This is a genomic window from Leclercia sp. TB492 (genome assembly GCF_049974505.2).
GTDB classification, from domain to species: domain Bacteria; phylum Pseudomonadota; class Gammaproteobacteria; order Enterobacterales; family Enterobacteriaceae; genus Enterobacter; species Enterobacter adecarboxylatus_C.
Genome location: NZ_CM127572.1, coordinates 4,610,728 through 4,629,529, shown reverse-complemented (window position 1 = coordinate 4,629,529; position 18,802 = coordinate 4,610,728). Strand labels below are relative to the sequence as shown.

The 18,802-nt window shown below is 58.8% G+C and carries 18 protein-coding genes; 7 read left to right on the top strand and 11 right to left on the bottom strand.

What is annotated here, in order from left to right:
* The first annotated feature begins 167 nt into the window (after positions 1 to 167).
* Together fdhD and ACP4QI_RS21995 are read left to right on the top strand one after the other, a co-directional pair.
* Positions 168 to 998 (top strand): formate dehydrogenase accessory sulfurtransferase FdhD, encoded by an 831-nt coding sequence (gene fdhD / locus ACP4QI_RS22000; RefSeq protein ID WP_156264959.1) that lies wholly within the window; start codon positions 168 to 170, stop codon positions 996 to 998.
* A gap of 114 nt (positions 999 to 1,112) precedes the next feature.
* Positions 1,113 to 1,325, top strand: a complete 213-nt coding sequence (locus tag ACP4QI_RS21995; RefSeq protein ID WP_103177552.1) for a YdgH/BhsA/McbA family protein — start codon at positions 1,113 to 1,115, stop codon at positions 1,323 to 1,325.
* Between the two features lie 41 nt (positions 1,326 to 1,366).
* Here the strand turns inward: ACP4QI_RS21995 and ACP4QI_RS21990 are convergent, their stop codons facing one another.
* Positions 1,367 to 1,690, bottom strand: coding sequence for an AzlD domain-containing protein (locus ACP4QI_RS21990; RefSeq protein WP_103825275.1), 324 nt, complete (start codon positions 1,688 to 1,690; stop codon positions 1,367 to 1,369).
* Positions 1,690 to 2,349 carry an AzlC family ABC transporter permease gene (locus tag ACP4QI_RS21985; protein ID WP_426495949.1) on the bottom strand — a complete coding sequence of 220 codons (660 nt, stop codon included), beginning with the start codon at positions 2,347 to 2,349 and terminating at the stop codon, positions 1,690 to 1,692. The genes ACP4QI_RS21990 and ACP4QI_RS21985 overlap by 1 nt, the downstream gene beginning before the upstream one ends.
* A 102-nt stretch (positions 2,350 to 2,451) precedes the next feature.
* Between ACP4QI_RS21985 and ACP4QI_RS21980 the strand changes: the two genes are divergently transcribed.
* The 5 genes from ACP4QI_RS21980 to ACP4QI_RS21960 all read left to right on the top strand — a co-directional run bounded on the left by ACP4QI_RS21980 (position 2,452) and on the right by ACP4QI_RS21960 (position 8,714).
* Positions 2,452 to 3,000 (top strand): helix-turn-helix domain-containing protein, encoded by a 549-nt coding sequence (locus tag ACP4QI_RS21980; RefSeq protein WP_142487597.1) that lies wholly within the window; start codon positions 2,452 to 2,454, stop codon positions 2,998 to 3,000.
* A 21-nt stretch (positions 3,001 to 3,021) separates the two neighbouring features.
* Positions 3,022 to 4,017, top strand: a complete 996-nt coding sequence (locus ACP4QI_RS21975; RefSeq protein WP_142487596.1) for a LacI family DNA-binding transcriptional regulator — start codon at positions 3,022 to 3,024, stop codon at positions 4,015 to 4,017.
* A 104-nt stretch (positions 4,018 to 4,121) separates the two neighbouring features.
* Complete coding sequence (locus tag ACP4QI_RS21970) at positions 4,122 to 6,245, top strand: alpha-galactosidase (protein ID WP_426495950.1); 2,124 nt, start codon at positions 4,122 to 4,124, stop codon at positions 6,243 to 6,245.
* 44 nt (positions 6,246 to 6,289) lie between these two features.
* The gene (locus ACP4QI_RS21965) at positions 6,290 to 7,555 is read left to right on the top strand and encodes an MFS transporter (protein ID WP_426495951.1); all 1,266 of its coding nucleotides are present in this window, start codon (positions 6,290 to 6,292) and stop codon (positions 7,553 to 7,555) included.
* 220 nt (positions 7,556 to 7,775) lie between these two features.
* Complete coding sequence (locus ACP4QI_RS21960) at positions 7,776 to 8,714, top strand: Abi family protein (protein WP_426495952.1); 939 nt, start codon at positions 7,776 to 7,778, stop codon at positions 8,712 to 8,714.
* 37 nt (positions 8,715 to 8,751) lie between these two features.
* Here the strand turns inward: ACP4QI_RS21960 and rhaM are convergent, their stop codons facing one another.
* The 9 genes from rhaM to rhaB all read right to left on the bottom strand — a co-directional run bounded on the left by rhaM (position 8,752) and on the right by rhaB (position 18,569).
* Entirely contained in the window at positions 8,752 to 9,066 is a 315-nt protein-coding gene (rhaM, locus tag ACP4QI_RS21955) for an L-rhamnose mutarotase (protein WP_426495953.1), read from the bottom strand.
* A complete protein-coding gene (fucO, locus tag ACP4QI_RS21950) occupies positions 9,063 to 10,211 on the bottom strand; it encodes a lactaldehyde reductase (RefSeq protein WP_142487591.1) in 1,149 nt (382 codons plus the stop codon). Before fucO ends, rhaM begins: the two co-directional genes overlap by 4 nt.
* Before the next feature lie 71 nt (positions 10,212 to 10,282).
* Complete coding sequence (locus ACP4QI_RS21945; RefSeq protein ID WP_142487590.1) at positions 10,283 to 11,287, bottom strand: ABC transporter permease; 1,005 nt, start codon at positions 11,285 to 11,287, stop codon at positions 10,283 to 10,285.
* Positions 11,284 to 12,288 carry an ABC transporter permease gene (locus ACP4QI_RS21940; RefSeq protein WP_142487589.1) on the bottom strand — a complete coding sequence of 335 codons (1,005 nt, stop codon included), beginning with the start codon at positions 12,286 to 12,288 and terminating at the stop codon, positions 11,284 to 11,286. The genes ACP4QI_RS21945 and ACP4QI_RS21940 overlap by 4 nt, the downstream gene beginning before the upstream one ends.
* Complete coding sequence (locus ACP4QI_RS21935) at positions 12,288 to 13,790, bottom strand: sugar ABC transporter ATP-binding protein (protein WP_426495954.1); 1,503 nt, start codon at positions 13,788 to 13,790, stop codon at positions 12,288 to 12,290. Before ACP4QI_RS21935 ends, ACP4QI_RS21940 begins: the two co-directional genes overlap by 1 nt.
* Before the next feature lie 55 nt (positions 13,791 to 13,845).
* Complete coding sequence (gene rhaS / locus ACP4QI_RS21930) at positions 13,846 to 14,832, bottom strand: rhamnose ABC transporter substrate-binding protein (RefSeq protein ID WP_426495955.1); 987 nt, start codon at positions 14,830 to 14,832, stop codon at positions 13,846 to 13,848.
* Between the two features lie 85 nt (positions 14,833 to 14,917).
* The gene (gene rhaD / locus ACP4QI_RS21925) at positions 14,918 to 15,748 is read right to left on the bottom strand and encodes a rhamnulose-1-phosphate aldolase (protein ID WP_426495956.1); all 831 of its coding nucleotides are present in this window, start codon (positions 15,746 to 15,748) and stop codon (positions 14,918 to 14,920) included.
* Positions 15,749 to 15,843: 95 nt separating this feature from the next.
* Positions 15,844 to 17,103 (bottom strand): L-rhamnose isomerase, encoded by a 1,260-nt coding sequence (gene rhaA / locus ACP4QI_RS21920; protein ID WP_156264939.1) that lies wholly within the window; start codon positions 17,101 to 17,103, stop codon positions 15,844 to 15,846.
* Entirely contained in the window at positions 17,100 to 18,569 is a 1,470-nt protein-coding gene (rhaB, locus tag ACP4QI_RS21915; protein WP_426495957.1) for a rhamnulokinase, read from the bottom strand. The genes rhaA and rhaB overlap by 4 nt, the downstream gene beginning before the upstream one ends.
* Positions 18,570 to 18,802: the final 233 nt, after the last annotated feature.

Genomic DNA, 18,802 nt, shown 5'->3' with positions numbered 1-18,802 from the left:
AACTTTATGTGTTACAAGGCTGTATCAACCTGGCGAGACTCCTCCTCCCGTGGGAGTAAGACAGGAGAAAAGGCGTCCTAATGAAAAATTGATCCATCTCTGGGGCGCATCGCCGCCATTTATGCTGCAATAGCATACTTATTTTCGAAGTTGCCAGGAACGATGTCGTGTCAAAACAAAACCGAGATACCTCCTCCCAGCCCGTCGGCGTAGTGGCGTGCGAGGTGCGCAGACCCCCTCAGCTCAACCAACCCATCCCGGACTGGATTGCGCAAGAGGTGCCCGTGGCGCTGGTCTACAACGGTATCTCGCACGTGGTGATGATGGCTTCGCCAAAAGATCTGACGCTCTTTGCCATCGGCTTTTCGCTCTCTGAGGGGATAATCGACCACCCGCAGGAGATCTACGGGATGGATGTGGTTCAGGCCTGCAACGGAATGGAGGTGCAGATTGAACTCTCCAGCCGGCGTTTTATGGCCCTGAAGGAGCGCCGTCGCGCCCTGGCCGGGCGTACCGGCTGCGGCGTCTGTGGCGTGGAGCAGCTGAACGACATCGGCAAACCTATCGCCCCGCTGCCCTTTAGCCAGACCTTTACGCTGGCGAACCTCGATATCGCCTTGAACAACCTTCACTCGGTACAGCCGGTAGGTAATCTGAGTGGCTGCACGCACGCCGCCGCCTGGGTACTGCCGTCGGGCGAAATAGCCGGTGGGCATGAAGATGTCGGACGCCATGTGGCGCTGGATAAACTGCTGGGCCGACGGGCGGGAGAGAGTGCCGCCTGGCAGCAGGGTGCCGCGCTGGTCTCCAGCCGGGCCAGCTACGAGATGGTGCAAAAGGCGGCGATGTGCGGGGTTGAGATCCTGTTTGCGGTCTCCGCGGCCACCACGCTGGCGGTTGAGGTGGCCGAGCGCTGCAACCTGACGCTGGTGGGGTTCTGCAAGCCGGGAAGGGCCACGGTTTATACTCATCCGCAGCGTTTGAATATTGTTCAATAAATTTGAATTGTTTTAGCAAATCCTTCCGCTATCAGTTGTCGGTGATGAGGCTTATTATTTATCACATCAAGGCACAACGCCTTACACCAACAACTTATCGCAAGGGTCACTATCATGAAAAGCATCAAAACTTTTGTCGCAGTAATCGCTCTGGCTACTTCTTTCGGTTCTTTCGCTGCGCAGTCCGTTACCGCATCCGCCAGCACCATTGATGGCGCAGAAGCTAAAATCGCGGCTCAGGCCGAGCAGGCTGGCGCGTCCTCTTACACCATTACTCAGGCGTTCTCCGGTAACCGTGTGCACATGACCGCTGAGCTGAACAAATAAAAGCGAAGTATCTGTCGAAAGAGCGCCCCCGGGGCGCTTTTTTAGTTTATGCCCGCCAGGCGTAATAACGCCGTCACCACTGCCGCCGCGACAATCACGAAAATCAACGGCACCTTGCGCCAGGCAAGGAATACCGCAAAGGCCACGCCCAACACCCGCGCCATCCCGGCAAAATGCTCCCCTTCATAGAAGGTGGTCGCCAGCGCCACTGAAAACAGCAGCACCGTTGCCGCATCCGACAGCAGCGCCTGGGAGCGTTCAGACAGCGCTAACCGGCTGCCCAGCTTCGCCCCGCCGAGACGCATCAGGTAGGTGCCCGCCGACAGCAGGGCGATGCCGAGAATAAAGACGGTCATGTTTTCCATTATTTCTTCCTCGCCGCGAGGCCCAGCAGAGAGAGCAATACCGGCAGCCCCACCGGCGCAAAGGGCACCGCGGCCAGCGACAGGGCGGCACCGCTACAGGCGCGGATAAGCGTGGTGCGGTTCTTAAAGGCGGGCACGACTAACGCCAGTAAAATGGCCGGGAATACCGCATCCAGCCCGATGGTTTCCGGGTCGGGCAGCAGTTTGCCGACCATCGCCCCCAGCAGGGTGCCCAGCGGCCAGATAATGGCCACCCCCAGGCCGCAGAGCCAGTAGGCGGCTTTGCGCTGCTCCGGCGTTTTTTGCGACAGGCCAAACACCACGCTTTCGTCATTCATAATGTGGCAGCCCAGGAAGCTGGCGCCGCGTTTGCCCACCAGCTCACGCACCGTTACGCCAAAAGGGACATGGCGGGCATTGACCAGCAGTCCGGCCGCCGCGGCGGCAAGGGGATTGCCCCCGCTGGCGACGATGCCGATAAACATAAATTCCGAAGCGCCCGCCAGCACTGAAAGGGAGAGCACAAAGGGCACCCACAGCGGGAAGCCATACGCCATCGCCAGCGAGCCGTAGGACATCCCCACAACACCCACCGCCAGACACACGAGAATAATCGCCTTGATGGTGTCGCTTTTGAGACAAGAGAACGCGTGTTTCATACATTTTTAGCCATAACGAACGAGTATCCATTATAATGAACGCATCACATTCGTTTATCAAGATGAACGATTCGTTCGATTTATAGAACAAGAGACCGTTTTATGACGCAGCCAATCAGCGTAATCGCCAAAAGTCTGGTGCGGGAGCGCATGCGGACCGGACTTTCACTAGCGGAAATCGCTCGCCGGGCCGGGATCGCCAAATCAACACTCTCTCAGCTGGAGTCCGGGAACGGCAACCCCAGCCTCGAAACCCTGTGGTCGCTCTGCGTGGCGCTGGATATTCCCTTTGCCCGTTTGCTCGAACCGCAGCAGCCCACCACCCAGGTGATCCGCCTGGGGGAAGGAACAAAAGTCATTGCTGAACAGGCTAACTTTGAGGCCATTTTGCTGGCGACCTGTCCGCCGGGCGCGCGACGCGATATCTATATCCTGACGGCGCAGCCCGGGGCCGACCGTATCTCCCATCCGCACCCGCCGGGGTCGGTTGAGCATATTATTGTCATGAAGGGCCGGGCGCTGGTTGGCCTCACCGGGGCACCGGAAGAGCTCGGGATTGGGGACTATATTTGCTATCCTGCCGACCAGCCGCACATCTTCAAAGCCCTTGAGCCAGACACTTACGCGCTCATGGTGGCGGAACAAAACTGACACACTAAGACACGGATAATCATGTCGCTTAAAGCCATTGCTAAAGAACTGGGACTGTCGGTAACGACGGTGAGCCGCGCCCTCAACGGCTATTTTGACGTTTCCAGCGAGACGCGCGCCCGCGTGGAAGCCGAAGCGCAGCGTCGCGGCTATCGCCCGAACACCTTCGCCCGTCGTCTGAAGATGGGCAAGATCGACGCCGTGGGGCTGGTCTTTCCGGTGCATCCCGTTCCGCTCAATAACAGCGTCTTTATGGACATGGTCGGCGAAATTAGCCACGAACTGGCGCAACATGAGATCGATTTGCTGCTGATTGCCGATGACGATCTGGCCGACAAACACAGCTACATGCGCATGGTGCAGAGCCGTCGCGTGGATGCGCTGATCGTGGCCCATACTCTGGACAACGATCCGCGACTTGAGCAACTTCAGGCCGCCGGGTTCCCCTTCCTGGCACTCGGCCGCAGCCATCTGCCTGAACCCTATGCCTGGTTCGATTTCGATAATTATGCGGGCACGTACACCGCGACCCGGCGGTTAATTGAGCGGGGGCATCAGCGCATCGCGCTGTTGGGTGAGAGCAACAATCAGGCGTTTATTACCCAGCGCCGTCAGGGCTACCTTGATGCTCTGAACGAGGCAGGGCTCTCCAGCGAATGGCTACGCACCATGCCGCCTTCCCGCCGCGCGGGCTACACCACCACCCAGGCGCTGCTGGCGCTGGATGTCGCTCCCACGGCGATCGTCACCGACTGCAATACCCATGGCGACGGGGCCGCGATGGCGCTGGCGCAGATGGGGCGCTTAACGGGCGAGAACGCCGTTGCGCTGGTAGTCTACGATGGTCTGCCGCAGGACAGCATTGTCGATATCGACGTGGCGGCGGTGATCCAGTCCACCCGACAGGGGGTGGGCAAGCAGATTGCCGACATGGTGCTGCAGCTGATTAACGGCGATGACATCAGCCAGCTGCAGGTGCTGTGGCAACCGGAATTCTCTCCGGGCCAGACGGCATAAATTTCCCTAAATTCTAAACCCGATCACAAATCCGAAACGTTTTGGTTTGTATCCGAAACGTTTCGGATCAACACTCAGGATATCCCGATGACAGGAGATGTCCGATGCAAGAGGCAGTTTTACGACTCGCGAGCGAAACGGTCGATGTGGTGATCAAAACCCATCCGTTCGCCGAAATTCTTTACTGGGGGCCGCACCTTCGCCATTTTTCACCGCAGGATGCGGCCACGCTTTCCCGCCCGATCGCCAACGGCAGACTGGACGTTGACTCGCCGGTGACGCTGATGGCGGAACTTGCCCACGGCCTGTTCGGCGCGCCGGGCATTGAAGGCCACCGTCAGGGGCTGGATGGTTCGCCGCTGTTCCGTACCGTTGCGGTCGCGCAGCAGGGACAAACCCTGACCCTTACCGCCGAAGATGACATCGCCGGCCTGCGTCTGACCAGCGAGATCGCCCTCGATGACAGCGGCGTGCTGGCGGTTCGTCATGGCCTGACCAATCTCAAAAGCCAGCCGTGGCAGGTTGAGCGCCTGGCCGTCACCCTGCCGCTGGCGGAACGTGCCCGCGAGGTGATGGCGTTTCATGGCCGCTGGATCCGCGAATTCCAGCCGCATCGCCTGCTGCTGGAGCATGACAGCTTCGTGATTGAAAACCGCCGCGGGCGCAGCTCCCACGAGCATTTCCCGGCCCTGATTAGCGGCACGCCGGGCTTCAGCGAAATGCACGGCGACGTCTGGGGCGTGCATCTGGGCTGGAGCGGCAACCATCGTCTGCGCGCGGAGGCCAAAACCGATGGCCGTCGTTATCTGCAGGCTGAAGCGCTGTACCTGCCGGGTGAAAAGGCGATTGAGGAGGGTGAAACCCTGTGGACGCCGCGGCTCTACGCCAGCTACTCCGCTCAGGGGCTGAACGGCATGAGCCAGCAGTTCCACCGCTATCTGCGCGACAACATTATTCGTTTCCCGGAGAACAAACCGCGTCCGGTGCATCTCAACACCTGGGAGGGGATCTACTTTAACCACGATCCTGAGTACATCATGCGGATGGCAGACGAAGCGGCCTCGCTGGGGGTGGAGCGCTTTATCATTGACGATGGCTGGTTTAAAGGACGCAACGACGACCATGCTGCGCTGGGAGACTGGTATCTCGACGAGCAGAAATACCCCAATGGCTTAACGCCGGTGATCGACCACGTCAAAAGCCTCGGGATGGAGTTTGGTATCTGGGTCGAGCCAGAGATGATCAACCCGGACTCCGATCTGTATCGCGCTCACCCGGACTGGGTGCTGGCTCTGCCAGGCTATGCGCAGGCCACCGGTCGCCACCAGTGGGTGCTGAACCTCAACATTCCTGCCGCGTTCAACTACCTGCTGGAGCGCATGAGCTGGCTGCTGGGTGAGCACCAGGTGGACTATGTGAAGTGGGACATGAACCGCGAGCTGGTGCAGCCGGGCCATAACGGCAGGGCCGCTGCCGACGCCCAGACCCGCCAGTTCTACCGTCTGCTGGACACCCTGGGCGAGCGCTTCCCGCACGTGGAGTTTGAATCCTGCTCCTCCGGCGGCGGGCGTATCGACTATGAGGTCCTGACCCGCTGCCATCGTTTCTGGGCTTCGGATAACAACGACGCGCTGGAACGTAATACTATCCAGCGTGGCATGAGCTACTTCTTCCCGCCGGAGGTGATGGGGGCGCATATCGGTCATCATAAATGCCATGCCACTTTCCGCCAGCACAGCATCGCCTTCCGGGGCCTGACGGCGCTGTTCGGCCATATGGGGCTGGAGCTGGATCCGCTCGCCGTGGATGAGCAGGAGCGCGAAGGCTATCGGCACTATGCGGCCCTGCATAAGCAGTGGCGGGAGGTGATCCACCGCGGCACCCAGTGGCGGGTGGATATGCCCGACAGCACCACGCTGGCGCAGGGGATAGTGAGTCAGGATCAGGGCCAGGGCCTGTTTATTGTCAGCCAGTTGGCGATGCCGGATTACACCCTGATGATGCCGCTGCGCATGCCGGGGCTGGCGGCTAACGCCCAGTACCGTATCACGCTGCTCGACCACCCCAACATCCGCCTGACCGGCGAAGGGGGGCACACCATGCGCAAGCTGCCGGCGTGGATGGAATCCCCGCAAACGGTGAGCGGCGAATGGTTGATGCAGGCGGGGCTTGCCCTGCCGGTTCTGGATCCGGAAACCGCCATCCTGATTGGCGTTGAACGCGTATAAGGGCAATGGGCCGGGCAACCGGCCCTGAGTTGAGGATAAAAATAATGAACACGACTGCCTGTACCCACAAAGACAACCCGAACTTCTGGATCTTCGGGTCGTTCTTCTTTCTCTACTTCTTCATCATGGCCACCTGCTTTCCGTTCCTGCCGATCTGGCTGTCGGATATCATCGGCCTGAATAAAACCGATACCGGGATCGTCTTCTCCTGCATCTCGCTGTTTGCCATCTCGTTCCAGCCGGTGCTGGGAGTCGTGTCGGATAAGCTGGGGCTGAAAAAACACCTGCTGTGGATCATCGCGGTCCTGCTGTTTCTCTTCGCACCCTTTTTCCTCTACGTCTTCGCTCCGCTGCTGAAGACCAACATCTGGCTCGGGGCCCTGAGCGGGGGGGTCTATATCGGCTTCGTCTTCTCGGCGGGAGCGGGCGCGATTGAGGCCTACATTGAGCGCGTGAGTCGCAACAGCTTCTTTGAATACGGCAAGGCGCGGATGTTTGGCTGTCTCGGGTGGGGGCTGTGTGCCACGACGGGCGGGATCCTGTTTGGGATTGACCCCTCGTATGTGTTCTGGATGGGTTCCGCGGCGGCGCTGGTGCTGATGGTACTGTTGGTGGTGGCAAAACCGAAGCCTAACCAGACCGCGCAGGTGATGAACGCCCTCGGTGCTAACCAGCCGCAGATCACCGCCAGAACCGTGATTAACCTGTTCCGCCAGCGCAAAATGTGGATGTTCATTTTGTACGTGATTGGCGTGGCCTGCGTGTATGACGTCTTCGATCAGCAGTTCGCCACCTTCTTTAAAACCTTCTTCGCCACGCCGGAGGAAGGGACGCGGGCGTTTGGTTTTGCCACCACAGCCGGGGAGATCTGCAACGCCATCATCATGTTCTGCTCGCCGTGGATCATTAACCGCATTGGCGCGAAAAATACGCTGCTGATCGCCGGGGTGATTATGGCGACGCGCATTATTGGTTCGTCATTTGCGACCACCGCCGTGGAAGTGGTGGCCCTGAAGATGCTGCACGCGCTGGAGGTGCCGTTCCTGCTGGTGGGCGCGTTCAAGTACATCACCGGCGTGTTCGATACCCGACTGTCCGCTACCATCTATCTGATTGGTTTCAACTTTGCCAAACAGCTGGCGGCGATTTTCCTCTCCGCCTTTGCCGGGAATATGTATGACCGGATCGGCTTCCAGGATACCTACCTGATGCTGGGCTGTTTTGTGCTGGCGGTAACGGTGTTGTCAGCCTTTACGCTGAGCAGCAGGCAGGAGATCGCGGCGCGCGGTAATACGGCGGAGGTGAACTAAAAAGACGCTGAACCAGGTTGAGGCCCGCGAAAACGACGAAACCCACCAGAGGTGGGTTTCATAAATCGCTTTGCCTATGATGTACGCAACTAGAACCTATAAAAGGGGAAGTAGACAGTACAGGCTGCTGGGAGCAGATACTATAGATTGATGGTTTCTTCGTCAACCCTTCTACGAGTATATGGTATGCTTCGACCCATTGTTATGGGAGCAAGAAGAAATGCCGCAAGCTACTCATTATAAACCGATTATTTCATTGATCTCGTCAATACGCCTTGATAGTTATCGCACGACTTTTCGTCCCGCTGATGAGTGTGAGCTGTATGGAATATACATCTGGTCCCAGCATGCAGCAGCGTCTATTTATCCGTTACTCCAAAACCTTGAGATTTCGTTAAGGAACGCCGTTGACAGAGAAGCAAGGGCAAGATTTGGCGAAATGTGGTGGGAAAGCATTCACAGCACAAAAGGCAGAGAACAATGTCATTTCCATAAAAATCTTGAAAAGGCTAAAGATTGCCTCGTTCGTGAATGGCGTAAAAAAGAGATGAGACGCAGGCGGGGCGTACATGCACAGGCCCGCTCTGTGCCGGACTGGACTCACGATCAGATTATTGCCGCAACGGATTTTAGTACCTGGCATTATGTATTAAATAATGAGTACAGTGCCCCCGCGCCGCGAGACAACCCGCTGTACTTGTGGCCTAAATCCTTAAGTAAGGTCTTTAAGAATTACGCAAAAATCAACGCGAATCCGCAAAGGGTCAGAAAAGAGCTGATTGATATCATCTTTGAACTGAGAGAGTACAGAAACCGTATCTCCCATCATGAACCTATCTGGGTCAAAGCGCCTAATGTTAACGATGCAAGAACAGCTATCGATACGATTAGGGTCAAGATAAATAAGATCGAACTTGTCATCGAAGCCCTTGATATCAATTTACTTAATGTAACGAAAAAGGTGGGACTGTTTGAAAATGCCAGACGGGTTTGTTCAGTAGAGGAGCTGGATATTTTTCGCTATACCAAACCCTATTGTGCGTTATCACCCGAGCAGATTTCAGTCATTGAACAACCCTGCCGCGATGCGAAAGAGAGAAATGAAACCATTATATGGGAGCATGATGCGACGGTGTATGGCCTAAGAACGGTGCGCTAAAAGCAGGTGACACTTACTTGCATCACCTGCCTTATGATTATGCTAAATAAAACACCTCCTGCAGCCCGGTGCTCACCGGGCTGTTATCCGGGTTAGACGGCATCACCTCCCCCATATATTTCCACCAGCGCTGGCAGACATCGATGTTAGCTACCGCGTTCCAGCGCTCTTCCGATTCAATCTCCACCGTGGCAAACAGCAAGTTGCGGGTCTTATCCAGATAAATGGCGTAGTGGTGCGCGCCGTGGTCTTTCAGCACCGCTTCCAGCTCGGGCCAGATCGGGTTGTGGCGACGCTCATACTCCTCGTGTGCATCAGGGTTCACCTGCATTACAAAGGCTTTGCGGATCATAATGCCTCCAGATAGAGTTCGCGCACCTCGTCGCGGCTGGCGCTGCGCGGGTTGCAGGGGGCGCACGGGTCGGCGAGGGCTTTGTCGAGCCAGCCTTCGATATCGGCTTTGGTGACGCCGAGCTTGCTGAAGCCGGACGGGATCCCGACGCGGGTGCTCAGGGCACGGATAGCGTTGATGGCCGCCATGCTGGCCGCTTCGTCGCTCATGTCACGGGTATCGACGCCCATCGCCTGCGCCACGCGGGCAAAGCGTTCCACGGCGTTCGGGCGGTTAAAGTTCTCGATGATCGGCAGCAGGATGGCGTTGCATACACCGTGCGGCAGGTTGTGCGTGGCCCCCGGCTGGTGGGCCAGGGCGTGCACCAGCCCGAGCCCGGCGCTGTTAAAGGCCATGCCGGCCAGATACTGGCCGAAGGCCATCTGCTCGCGCGCGACAATATTGTGGCCGTTGTCCACCGCCTCCGGCAGCCAGTGGGCGATCAGGCGAATGGCCTCCAGCGCATTGGCGTCGGTCAGCGGATGGGCGCCGACGGAGACATAGGCTTCGATGGCGTGGGTCAGGGCATCCATTCCGGTGGCGGCGGTGACGGAAGCCGGAATGTCGAGCATCACGCTGGCGTCATCCACGGCGATATCCGGAATGATGTTCGGGTCGATAATCACCTCTTTCACCTGACGCGTGGAGTCGATGATCACCGCATTGCTGGTCATCTCTGCCGCCGTGCCTGCGGTAGTGTTGATGGCCACCAGCGGCACGCCAGCGTTGATCACCTTGCCGACGCCGGAATAGGCGGTAGACGGACCCGGGTTAGCGGTGAGAATCTTAATCGCTTTCGCGGTATCGATCGGGCTGCCGCCGCCGAAGGCAATGATGTAATCACAGTGCGCGTCCTGATACGCGGCATAGCCCTGCTGCACCAGTTCTTCGGTCGGGTTCGGGAAGACCGCGTCGAACAGGTGATAAGACATCTGCTGCGCGTCGAGGGCGGTAAACAGGCTGTCGAGCAGGCCCATTTTCACCAGCTGACCGTCAGTGACGATCAACGCGGTGCCCCACTGTTTGTTTGCCACCAGCTTAACCATATCGCCGATTGCGCCTGCGCCGTGCAGGCTGATTTTCGGCAGCGCCAACATAAAGCTCATGATAATTCTCCTTAATTACGGTGATTTTTATGCCCGGCGGCGCTGCGCTTGCACGCAGCGCCTCCCGGCATTTAGATCCGTCTTCGCTGCATAATCCGGCGGGTGATGATCGGCAGGGAGATCACCACAATCAGCATCGCGCCGATGATCACCGACATTACGATGCCCGGCACGTTGAGCAGGCTCAGGCCGAAGGTGACCAGCCCCATCAGGAAGGCGGCGATAATCACGCCCACCATGCTGCCGGAACCGCCGAGAATATTGACCCCGCCGAGCACTGCCATGGTCACCACCGCCAGCTCCCAGCCCATCGCAATGGTCGGGCGGGTACTGCCCAGACGCGAGGTGAGCAGCACCGAGGCCAGCCCGGCCATCAGCCCCACCAAGGCAAATAGAATCAGGTTGTGACGCTTGACGTTGATGCCGGAATACCATGCCCCGGTCGGGTTATTGCCGATGGCATAAGTGCGGCGCCCGAAGTTGGTCTTGTGCAGCACGAAGGCAAACACGGCCGCCAGCACGATGAACAGCGTGAACTCAAACGACAGCGCCCCCCAGACATACCCCTGACCAAACCAGGCGAAGCTCTCCGGGTACGCGTTCAGGGCCTGGTCGCCCAGCAGAATGTAGGTGATGCCGCGATAGAGGCTCATGGTGCCGATGGTGATCACAATCGACGACAGGTTAAAGCGGGTCACCAGCAGGCCGTTGAACAGCCCGCACAGCAGGCCAACCCCCAGGCCGACGCAGACCAGCCACGGGGTATCCAGCCCGGCCGCCGCGCAAAAGCCCATCACCGTGGAACTCAGGGCGATGGTGGAGGCCACCGACAGGTCAATTTCACGGGCAATAATCAGCATCGCCATCGGCAGCACGATGATCGCTTTTTCGGTGAAGTTGAACGTGGCGTCGGACAGGTTCCAGATATCGAGGAAATAGGGGGAGGCCAGGGCGTTAACCACGAACACCGCCAGGGTGACCGCCAGCAGAAAGCCTTCCCAGCACAGCAGGCGCTGGAAAATGCCTGCCGGGGCGGGGGTATTTTTAATCTCTTCAGACGTCATTACTTTACTCATGATCTTACCGCCTGTTTCTGACGTGCCAGCGCCGCATCACGCAGGATCAGCCGTCCTTTGCGTTTGTTGCCGCGCTCATTGAGCAGTACCGCAATCACGATCACCGTCCCGGAGATCGCCATCTGCCAGAACGGCGACACGCCGATCACCGGCAGGGCATTGTTGATCACTCCGAGGAACAGCGCTCCGCATAGGCAACCCAGCACCCGGCCGGTGCCGCCCATGGTGCTGATGCCGCCGATCACGCAGGCCGCCACCACCTGAAGCTCAAAGCCGTTCGCCACATCGACATAGGCCACCGCAAAGCGGGAGATCCACAGATAGCCGCAGAACCCGGCCAGCGCCCCGGAGAGGCAGAAGCTGACGAACTGCATTTTGCCCGCGTTGATCCCGGTGTAGTACGCCGCCGTCGCGTTACCGCCTGCGGTGTAGAGCGCCCGCCCGGTGCGGCTGTAGCGCAGGAAGTAGCCCACCAGCAGCAGGGCGGCAATGGCGCACCAGCTCAGCACCGGTAAGCCCAGCACCGACGCCCGCGGCAGGCCGAGGAAGTCGGCACCCATCTGGTTGGAGTTAACCCAGCCGCCGCCGGAGAGCAGAAAGATAATCCCGCGATAGATGCTCATGGTGCCCAGCGTCACCACAATCGCCGGAATGCCCATCTTCCATACCAGCAGGCCGTTGATGAGCCCCATCACCAGGCCCAGCGCGGTGGCCAGGATCAGCAGCGCCCAGACCGGTACCCCGGGATAGTTAAAGTTAATCAGGGCGACAATCATCCCGGTCAGCGCCAGGTTGGCCGCCATCGACAGGTCGATGCCTCTGGTGAGCAGCACCATCATCTGCCCGAGAGCGAGAATGATCAGAATGGAGGTGTCGTTAAACATCTCCACCAGGTTGCCCGGGGCGATAAACGACGGGACGCGGGTGCCGATGGCGATCGCCATCAGCACGATCACCGCCGCCAGCAGCGCCTCGCGGTGTTTAAGCAGCTGTTGCACCATTATGCGGCCTCCTGTCTGGCACCGCTGGCGGCGCTGACGATGGTTTCGGCCGTCGCGCCTCCCGCCTGATATTCCGCCACCATTAATCCTTCATGCATGACGATAATGCGGTCGGCCATGCCCATCACTTCCGGCAGTTCGGAGGAGACCATGATCACCGCCAGCCCCTGACCAACCAGCTCGGACATAAACTGATGCACTGCCGCTTTGGAGCCGATATCGATCCCTTTGGTCGGCTCATCGAGGATAATGACGTCCGGTTGGGTCGCCAGCCATTTGCCGATCACCACTTTCTGCTGGTTGCCGCCGGAGAGCGTTTCCACCGCCTGTTTCCAGCTAAAGGCTTTCACCTGCAGGCGTTTGGCATATTCATCCGCCAGCTGCCACTCGCGATCGTCATTCAGCACCCCGCTGGCGTTGAGCTTGCTGAGCTGCGGCAGGCTGATGTTCTGCGCAATCGACAGCTCGATAATCGCCCCCTGCTTCTGGCGTTCTTCAGGCACGCAGACAATCCCGGCCCGGATGGCGTCCGCCGGCTGGCGGAAATGCTGCTCTTTACCGTTCAGCACGATGCTGCCGGAGGAGGGACGCGAGACGCCGGAGAGCGCCTGCATCAGCTCAGTACGCCCGGCCCCCACCAGCCCATAAAAGCCGAGGATCTCGCCTTTGCGCAGGCTAAAGGAGATATTCGCGAACTCGGTGGGATGGCAGAGATTTTTCACCTCCAGCACGGTGTCGCCTTTTTCGCACGCCACTTTCGGGAAGGTCTGGGTAATGGCGCGGCCGACCATCATCGCCACCATCCGCTCTTCGGTGATGTCGTTAATGGCTCCAGCACCAACAAACACGCCGTCGCGCAGGATGGTGTAGTGATCCGCCAGCTCAAAAATCTCGTCGAACTTGTGCGAGATAAACAGGATCGCTTTCCCCTCCTGTTTCAGGCGTTCGACGATCTGATAGAACTCAAGAATTTCATGCTGCGACAGGGCGGCGGTGGGTTCATCGAGGATCACCACCTGGGCGTCAAACGACAGCGCCCGGGCAATCGCCACCATATGCCGCTGGGCGATGCTCAGGGTTTTCAGCGTCGCGCGCGGGTCAATCTGCACCTCCAGACGGGTGAGGATCGCCTGCGCCCGGCGGTGCATCTCCGGCCAGTCGAGTTTTTTGAAAATGCCTTTATAGAGGTACTGACCGACAAAAATATTTTCGGTGACCGACAGCTCATCGAACAGCACGGTCTCCTGGTGAATTGCGGTAATGCCCACCTTGTGCGCCGAATCGGGCGTCGGCAGGTGGATAGGAATGGTTTTGTAGAGGATCTCGCCCTCGTCGGGCTGGTAGATGCCGGTCATTACTTTGACCAGCGTCGATTTACCCGCGCCGTTTTCACCGATCAGGGCGGTGACTTTGCCGGGCCAGAGTTCAAGCTGCACGTTCTCAAGGGCGCGCACACCGGGGAAAACCTTGGTGATGCCTTTAAGTTGAAGCAATGGGGTCATGATAGTTCTCCATTTGATCTCCTCTCCCCTCGGGAGAGGGGAGAGGGAGAAGGAATCAGAAGATTTTCGAGAACTTATCAATGTTGCTGGCATCGTAAACAAACGGCTCAGCCATCGCGCCGCTGCCGTCGGCATCCAGCTTCACTTTGCCCAGTTTGCCCATGCTGGCTTCTTCTTTGGTCGCCGTGCCTTTCACCAGGTCATCCGCTAAGTAAGTGGCGGCATACCCGAGGTCGATCGGGTTCCAGATGGCGAAGCTCTTGCTGGCACCGGATTTCACCGCGCCCGCCATCTCAGACGGCAGGCCCAGACCGGTGACGTACACTTTGCCGATCTTGCCCTGATCTTTCACCGCCTGCGCCGCCGCCACGATGCCGACCGACGACGGAGAGACGATCACTTTCAGATCCGGGTAGGTTTTCAGCAGGCCGACCGCTTGGCGGTAGCTCTTATCCGACAGATCGTCGCCATAGGCCACGGTCACCAGATTGACGGACGGGTACTGCGGCAGCACCTTTTTCATCTCGGCAATCCAGGTGTTCTGGTTGGTGGAGGTTGGGGTGGCGCTCAGCACCGCCACGTCGCCTTTCTCCACGTTCAGCGCTTTCAGCGCTTCGGCCGCCAGCTTGACGTTCGTCTCGCCAATCAGCGCGTTATTGGAAGGGTTGAGGTGGATCTGGCGCCCGGCTTTCGCCACGCCGGAGTCCCATGACACCACTTTGATCCCGCGCTGCATCGCTTTTTTCAGCACCGGCACCACGGCATCAGGATCGTTGGCGGAGATAGCGATCGCATCCACACCCTGAGCGATCAACCCGTTCAGCACTTCGATCTGCGCTTCGGCGGTGGTGGTGGTCGGCCCGGTATAGATCACTTTGACATCACCTAACTCTTTGGCTGCCTCCTGGGCACCCACGTTTGCCGCTTCAAAGAAGCCATTACCTAAGGATTTCGCCACCAGGGCGATTTTCACTTCAGCTAAAGCAGAACCGGACAACGCCAGGGCGGCAACGGTGAGGATCAAGCTTGTCTTTATTTTCATTGCTTTTACTCCACTTAATTAGGTGATTTGTGTAGGGATTGCAGGTGTAGCTTCGCCCCGTCTCAGTGAGCGGGGCGCGATGTTCTTATTTGTACAGATCTAACGCCGACTGCACAGGGTTAACGCCAAAGCGTTTGCCCAGCGCAATCAGTTCTTCCCGGGTGATGGTCTGCTTCATGCCACCCATCGAATACACTTTTACCAACACTTCGGCAGACTTCTCGGCGGTGTCGATCAGACCAAAGGTTTCATCGAGCGTCGGGCCGCTGCCGAACACGCCGTGGAACGGCCACAGCACCAGAGAGTGTGTTTGCATCTCAATCGCCGTGGCTGCGCCGATCTCGTCGGTACCCGGCACCATCCACGGCAGAATGCCCACGCCATCCGGGAATACCACCAGGCACTCGGTGCTGCCTTCCCACAGCTGACGGGTAATAACGTCAGTGTTGTTCTCCAGGACGAAGGTCAGGGCGATCAGGTTGGTGGCGTGGCAGTGCATGATCACGCGATCTTTCCCACTGGTGGCCTTGATACGTTCGCAGTGGGAGAGGAAGTGGGCCGGCAGCTCAGAGGTTGGCACCGCTTCGTCCGTCAGTCCCCAAAGAATGTGGTAGCCCGCGCCGTCGCTGTCCACTTTTACCACCCCTAAATTCGCGGTGGGATCGAGCTGCACGTTGCGGAAGAATTTGCCGGAACCGGTGACGATAAACGGCGTGTTGGCGAGCAGCGGCATCGGCTGGCTCAGGGCGATATAGCGCGGCTTCTGATGGAAGTCGGCGGCAAAGGGTTCAATATCCGCGTCATCCAGGCGCAGCGTCAGGTTGCCGCCGTTGCGCTCGTCCCAGCCTTTCAGCCAGGCGTCGGAGGTGGCTTTGATCATGCCCTGAACGAACCAGGATTGGGTGATGGTCTGCATTCTGTGTTTCCTTTGAAAATGCCGGGTGGCGCTGCGCTGACCCGGCCTACTTTTACCCGTAGGCCCGGCAAGCGAAGCGCCGCCGGGCAATGTCTTTACTTACGATTAGCTAATACGTCCTGCTCATACGCCCGCACGGTATCCAGCCACTGGCTGCCCGCCGGGGCGTCGTTGCGCTGGCAGTACATTTCCCATACCGCCTGCCACGGCAGTGATTTTTGCTCCTCCAGCAGTGCCAGACGTGCGGTGTAATCCCCTGCGGCTTCCAGCGCGCGCAGCTCGGAGGTCGGCTCCAGCAGGGCGCGCAGCAGGGCTTTCTTCATGTTGCGGGTGCCGATAACCCAGGCCGCGATGCGGTTGATGGAGGCGTCGAAGAAGTCGAGGCCGATATGCACCCGGTCAAACAGGTCATGGCGGACGATCTCGCTGGCGATGGCCTGGGTTTCGTCATCCAGCAGCACCACGTGGTCGCTGTCCCAGCGCACCGGACGGCTGACGTGCAGCAGCAGGTGCGGCACATACAGCATCGCGGCGGATATTTTGTCGGAGATCACTTCGGTGGGATGGAAGTGTCCCGCATCCAGGCACAGCGCGGTCTGACGGCTGGTGGCGTAGCCCATGTAGAACTCGTTGGAACCCACGGTGTAGCTCTCGGCGCCAATGCCGAACAGCTTGCTCTCCACGGCGTCGATGTGGTGCGCCGGGTCCAGCTTTTCGCTGATCGCTTCATCCAGCGCGGCCAGCAGGCGCTGACGGGGGGCGAGGCGGTCAACGGTAATGTCTTTCATCCCGTCCGGGATCCAGATGTTCATCACCGACGGGGTGCCCAGCTGCTCGCCAAAGTACGCCGACACGCGACGGCTGGCCTTCACGTGGTCGATCCAGAACTGACGGATCTCGTCATCGGCATGGGCGAGGGTAAAGCCGTCGGCGCTCAGGGGATGCGAGAAGCAGGAGGGGTTAAAATCGAGCCCCAGCTTGTTGGCTTTGGCCCACTCGACCCAGTTCTTAAAATGTTCCGGCTTGATGGCGTTGCGATCGACCGGCGTGTCGGACTCCAGATAGATGGCGTGCAGGTTCAGGCGTTTTGGCCCCGGGATCAGGCTCAGGGCCAGCTCCAGATCGGCCCGCAGTTCGGCGGCGTTACGCGCCTTGCCCGGATAGTTACCGGTGGCCTGAATACCGCCGGTCAGCGCGCCGCCCGGATTCTCAAAACCGGCGACGTCATCGCCCTGCCAGCAGTGCATAGAGACGGGCAGACGGTCGAGCTGACGCAGAGCCTCCTCGACATCCACGCCCACGGCGGCGAAACGCTGTTTAGCCAGTTCCCAGGCTTGTTCAAGTTGAGTGGTCATGCGCAAAGCTCCTTAGTCAGTCGTTTTTGCTGAAACTGCGCCCGGTAGCGGGCAATTTCATGGCAGGGATTGGGTGTGAAGGTGGTCAGGCCGTAATTCGCGGATACCACCGAACGGAAATCGTCCACGTTGGTCAGCTCGTCCAGGGTCATCAGCTGAATGCCGATATTGCCGAGGGTAGAGGCCTCGACCGGGCCCGCCACTACGGTAATACCGCAGGCATCGGCACAAAGCTGGTTGAGCAGCGCGTTCTGGCAACCGCCGCCCACGATATGCAGCTGGCTGAATGGCTTACCGCGCAGGTCAGCCAGTTCGTGCAGAATGTCGGCATACAGCAGGGCAAGGCTGTCGAAAATGCAGCGCGCCAGTTCGGCCGGGCGGGAAGGAACCGGGTGTCCGGCCTCGAAGCAAGCGGCCTGGATCTCAGCGCTCATGTGCGCCGGATTGATAAAGCGGTCGTCGTTTGGGTTGATCAGGAACGTGCAGGCCGTCAGCTTTTCGGTCTCGGCGATCAGCGCAGGCAGGTCGGTAATGTTTTGCTCTTTCAGCACCCGCTGCAGCAGCCACAGGCCCATGATGTTTTTCAGCACCCGGTAGCGGCCTTCGGCGCCGCCTTCATTGGTGATGTTCGCCGCCATTGCCGCATCGCTGGTGTACGGAGTCTTGCTCTCAAAGCCCATCAGCGACCAGGTGCCGGAGGAGAGATAGGCGGCGTCTTTACTGGCAAGCGGAGAGGCGATGACCGCGCTGGCAGTATCGTGGCTTGCCACCGCGACCACCGGAATGTGATTGCCCTGCGGGCAAAGCCACTGACCGATCACATTACCCGGATGGGTTGGTGTGCCAAACCAGGCGGGCGAGGCGCCGGTCCAGTTCAGCAGCTTTTCATCCCAGTTATCCGAGTTGATATTAACCAGTTGGGTGGTGGTCGCGTTGGTATATTCCCAGTTCATGTTGCCGGTCAGGCGATAGCTGAAATAGTCCGGGATCAGCAGCGCGTGCGCCACGCTGGCGGCCAGGTCCGGCTGTTGCTCAACCAGCGCGCGCAGCTGGTACAGCGTGTTAAAGGGCAGGAACTGGATGCCGCTGCGCCCGTAAATGGTCTCTTTGCCAAGCTGGGCAATAGCATGCGCCATCACGCCATCGGTACGGTTATCACGATAGGAGACTGGCAGGCCGACGCGCTCGCCGTGGCGGTTAAGCAGCACGTAGTCAACGCCCCAGGTATCAATGCCAATGCTGTCAATGAGAATGCCTTCATTGCAGACGTTGGCCAGGCCGGTACGGATCTCCGTCTCCAGAGCGTCAATATCCCAGGTATCGAAGCCATCCTGCTTTTGCAGGCAGTTAGCAAAACGGTGCATTTCACGAAGCGAAAGCGTGCGCTGGTTACAGTCCCAGGTGGCCAGCATGACGCGGCCGCTGGATGCGCCTAAATCGACTGCCACACAATGGCGAAAAGTCATGGTCGGGTCCTTCTTTAAGTCATTGGCGATGAGTGTAAGAAAGGGAAGAAAAAGCCACCTTCTCGCCACTGACAGACGAAATCTGCGGCTGGCAAGAAAGCAAAGATGAACGTGAGGAAGTTCACAGTTTCCAGTAATGGCGGGGTTTGTGGGCAATGTGATGGTTACCGCATTTCCTGATCTTTCCGCCTGTTTCTTGAAAAACAGACAGCTTTTGCGAGGTTTGCTGCCGA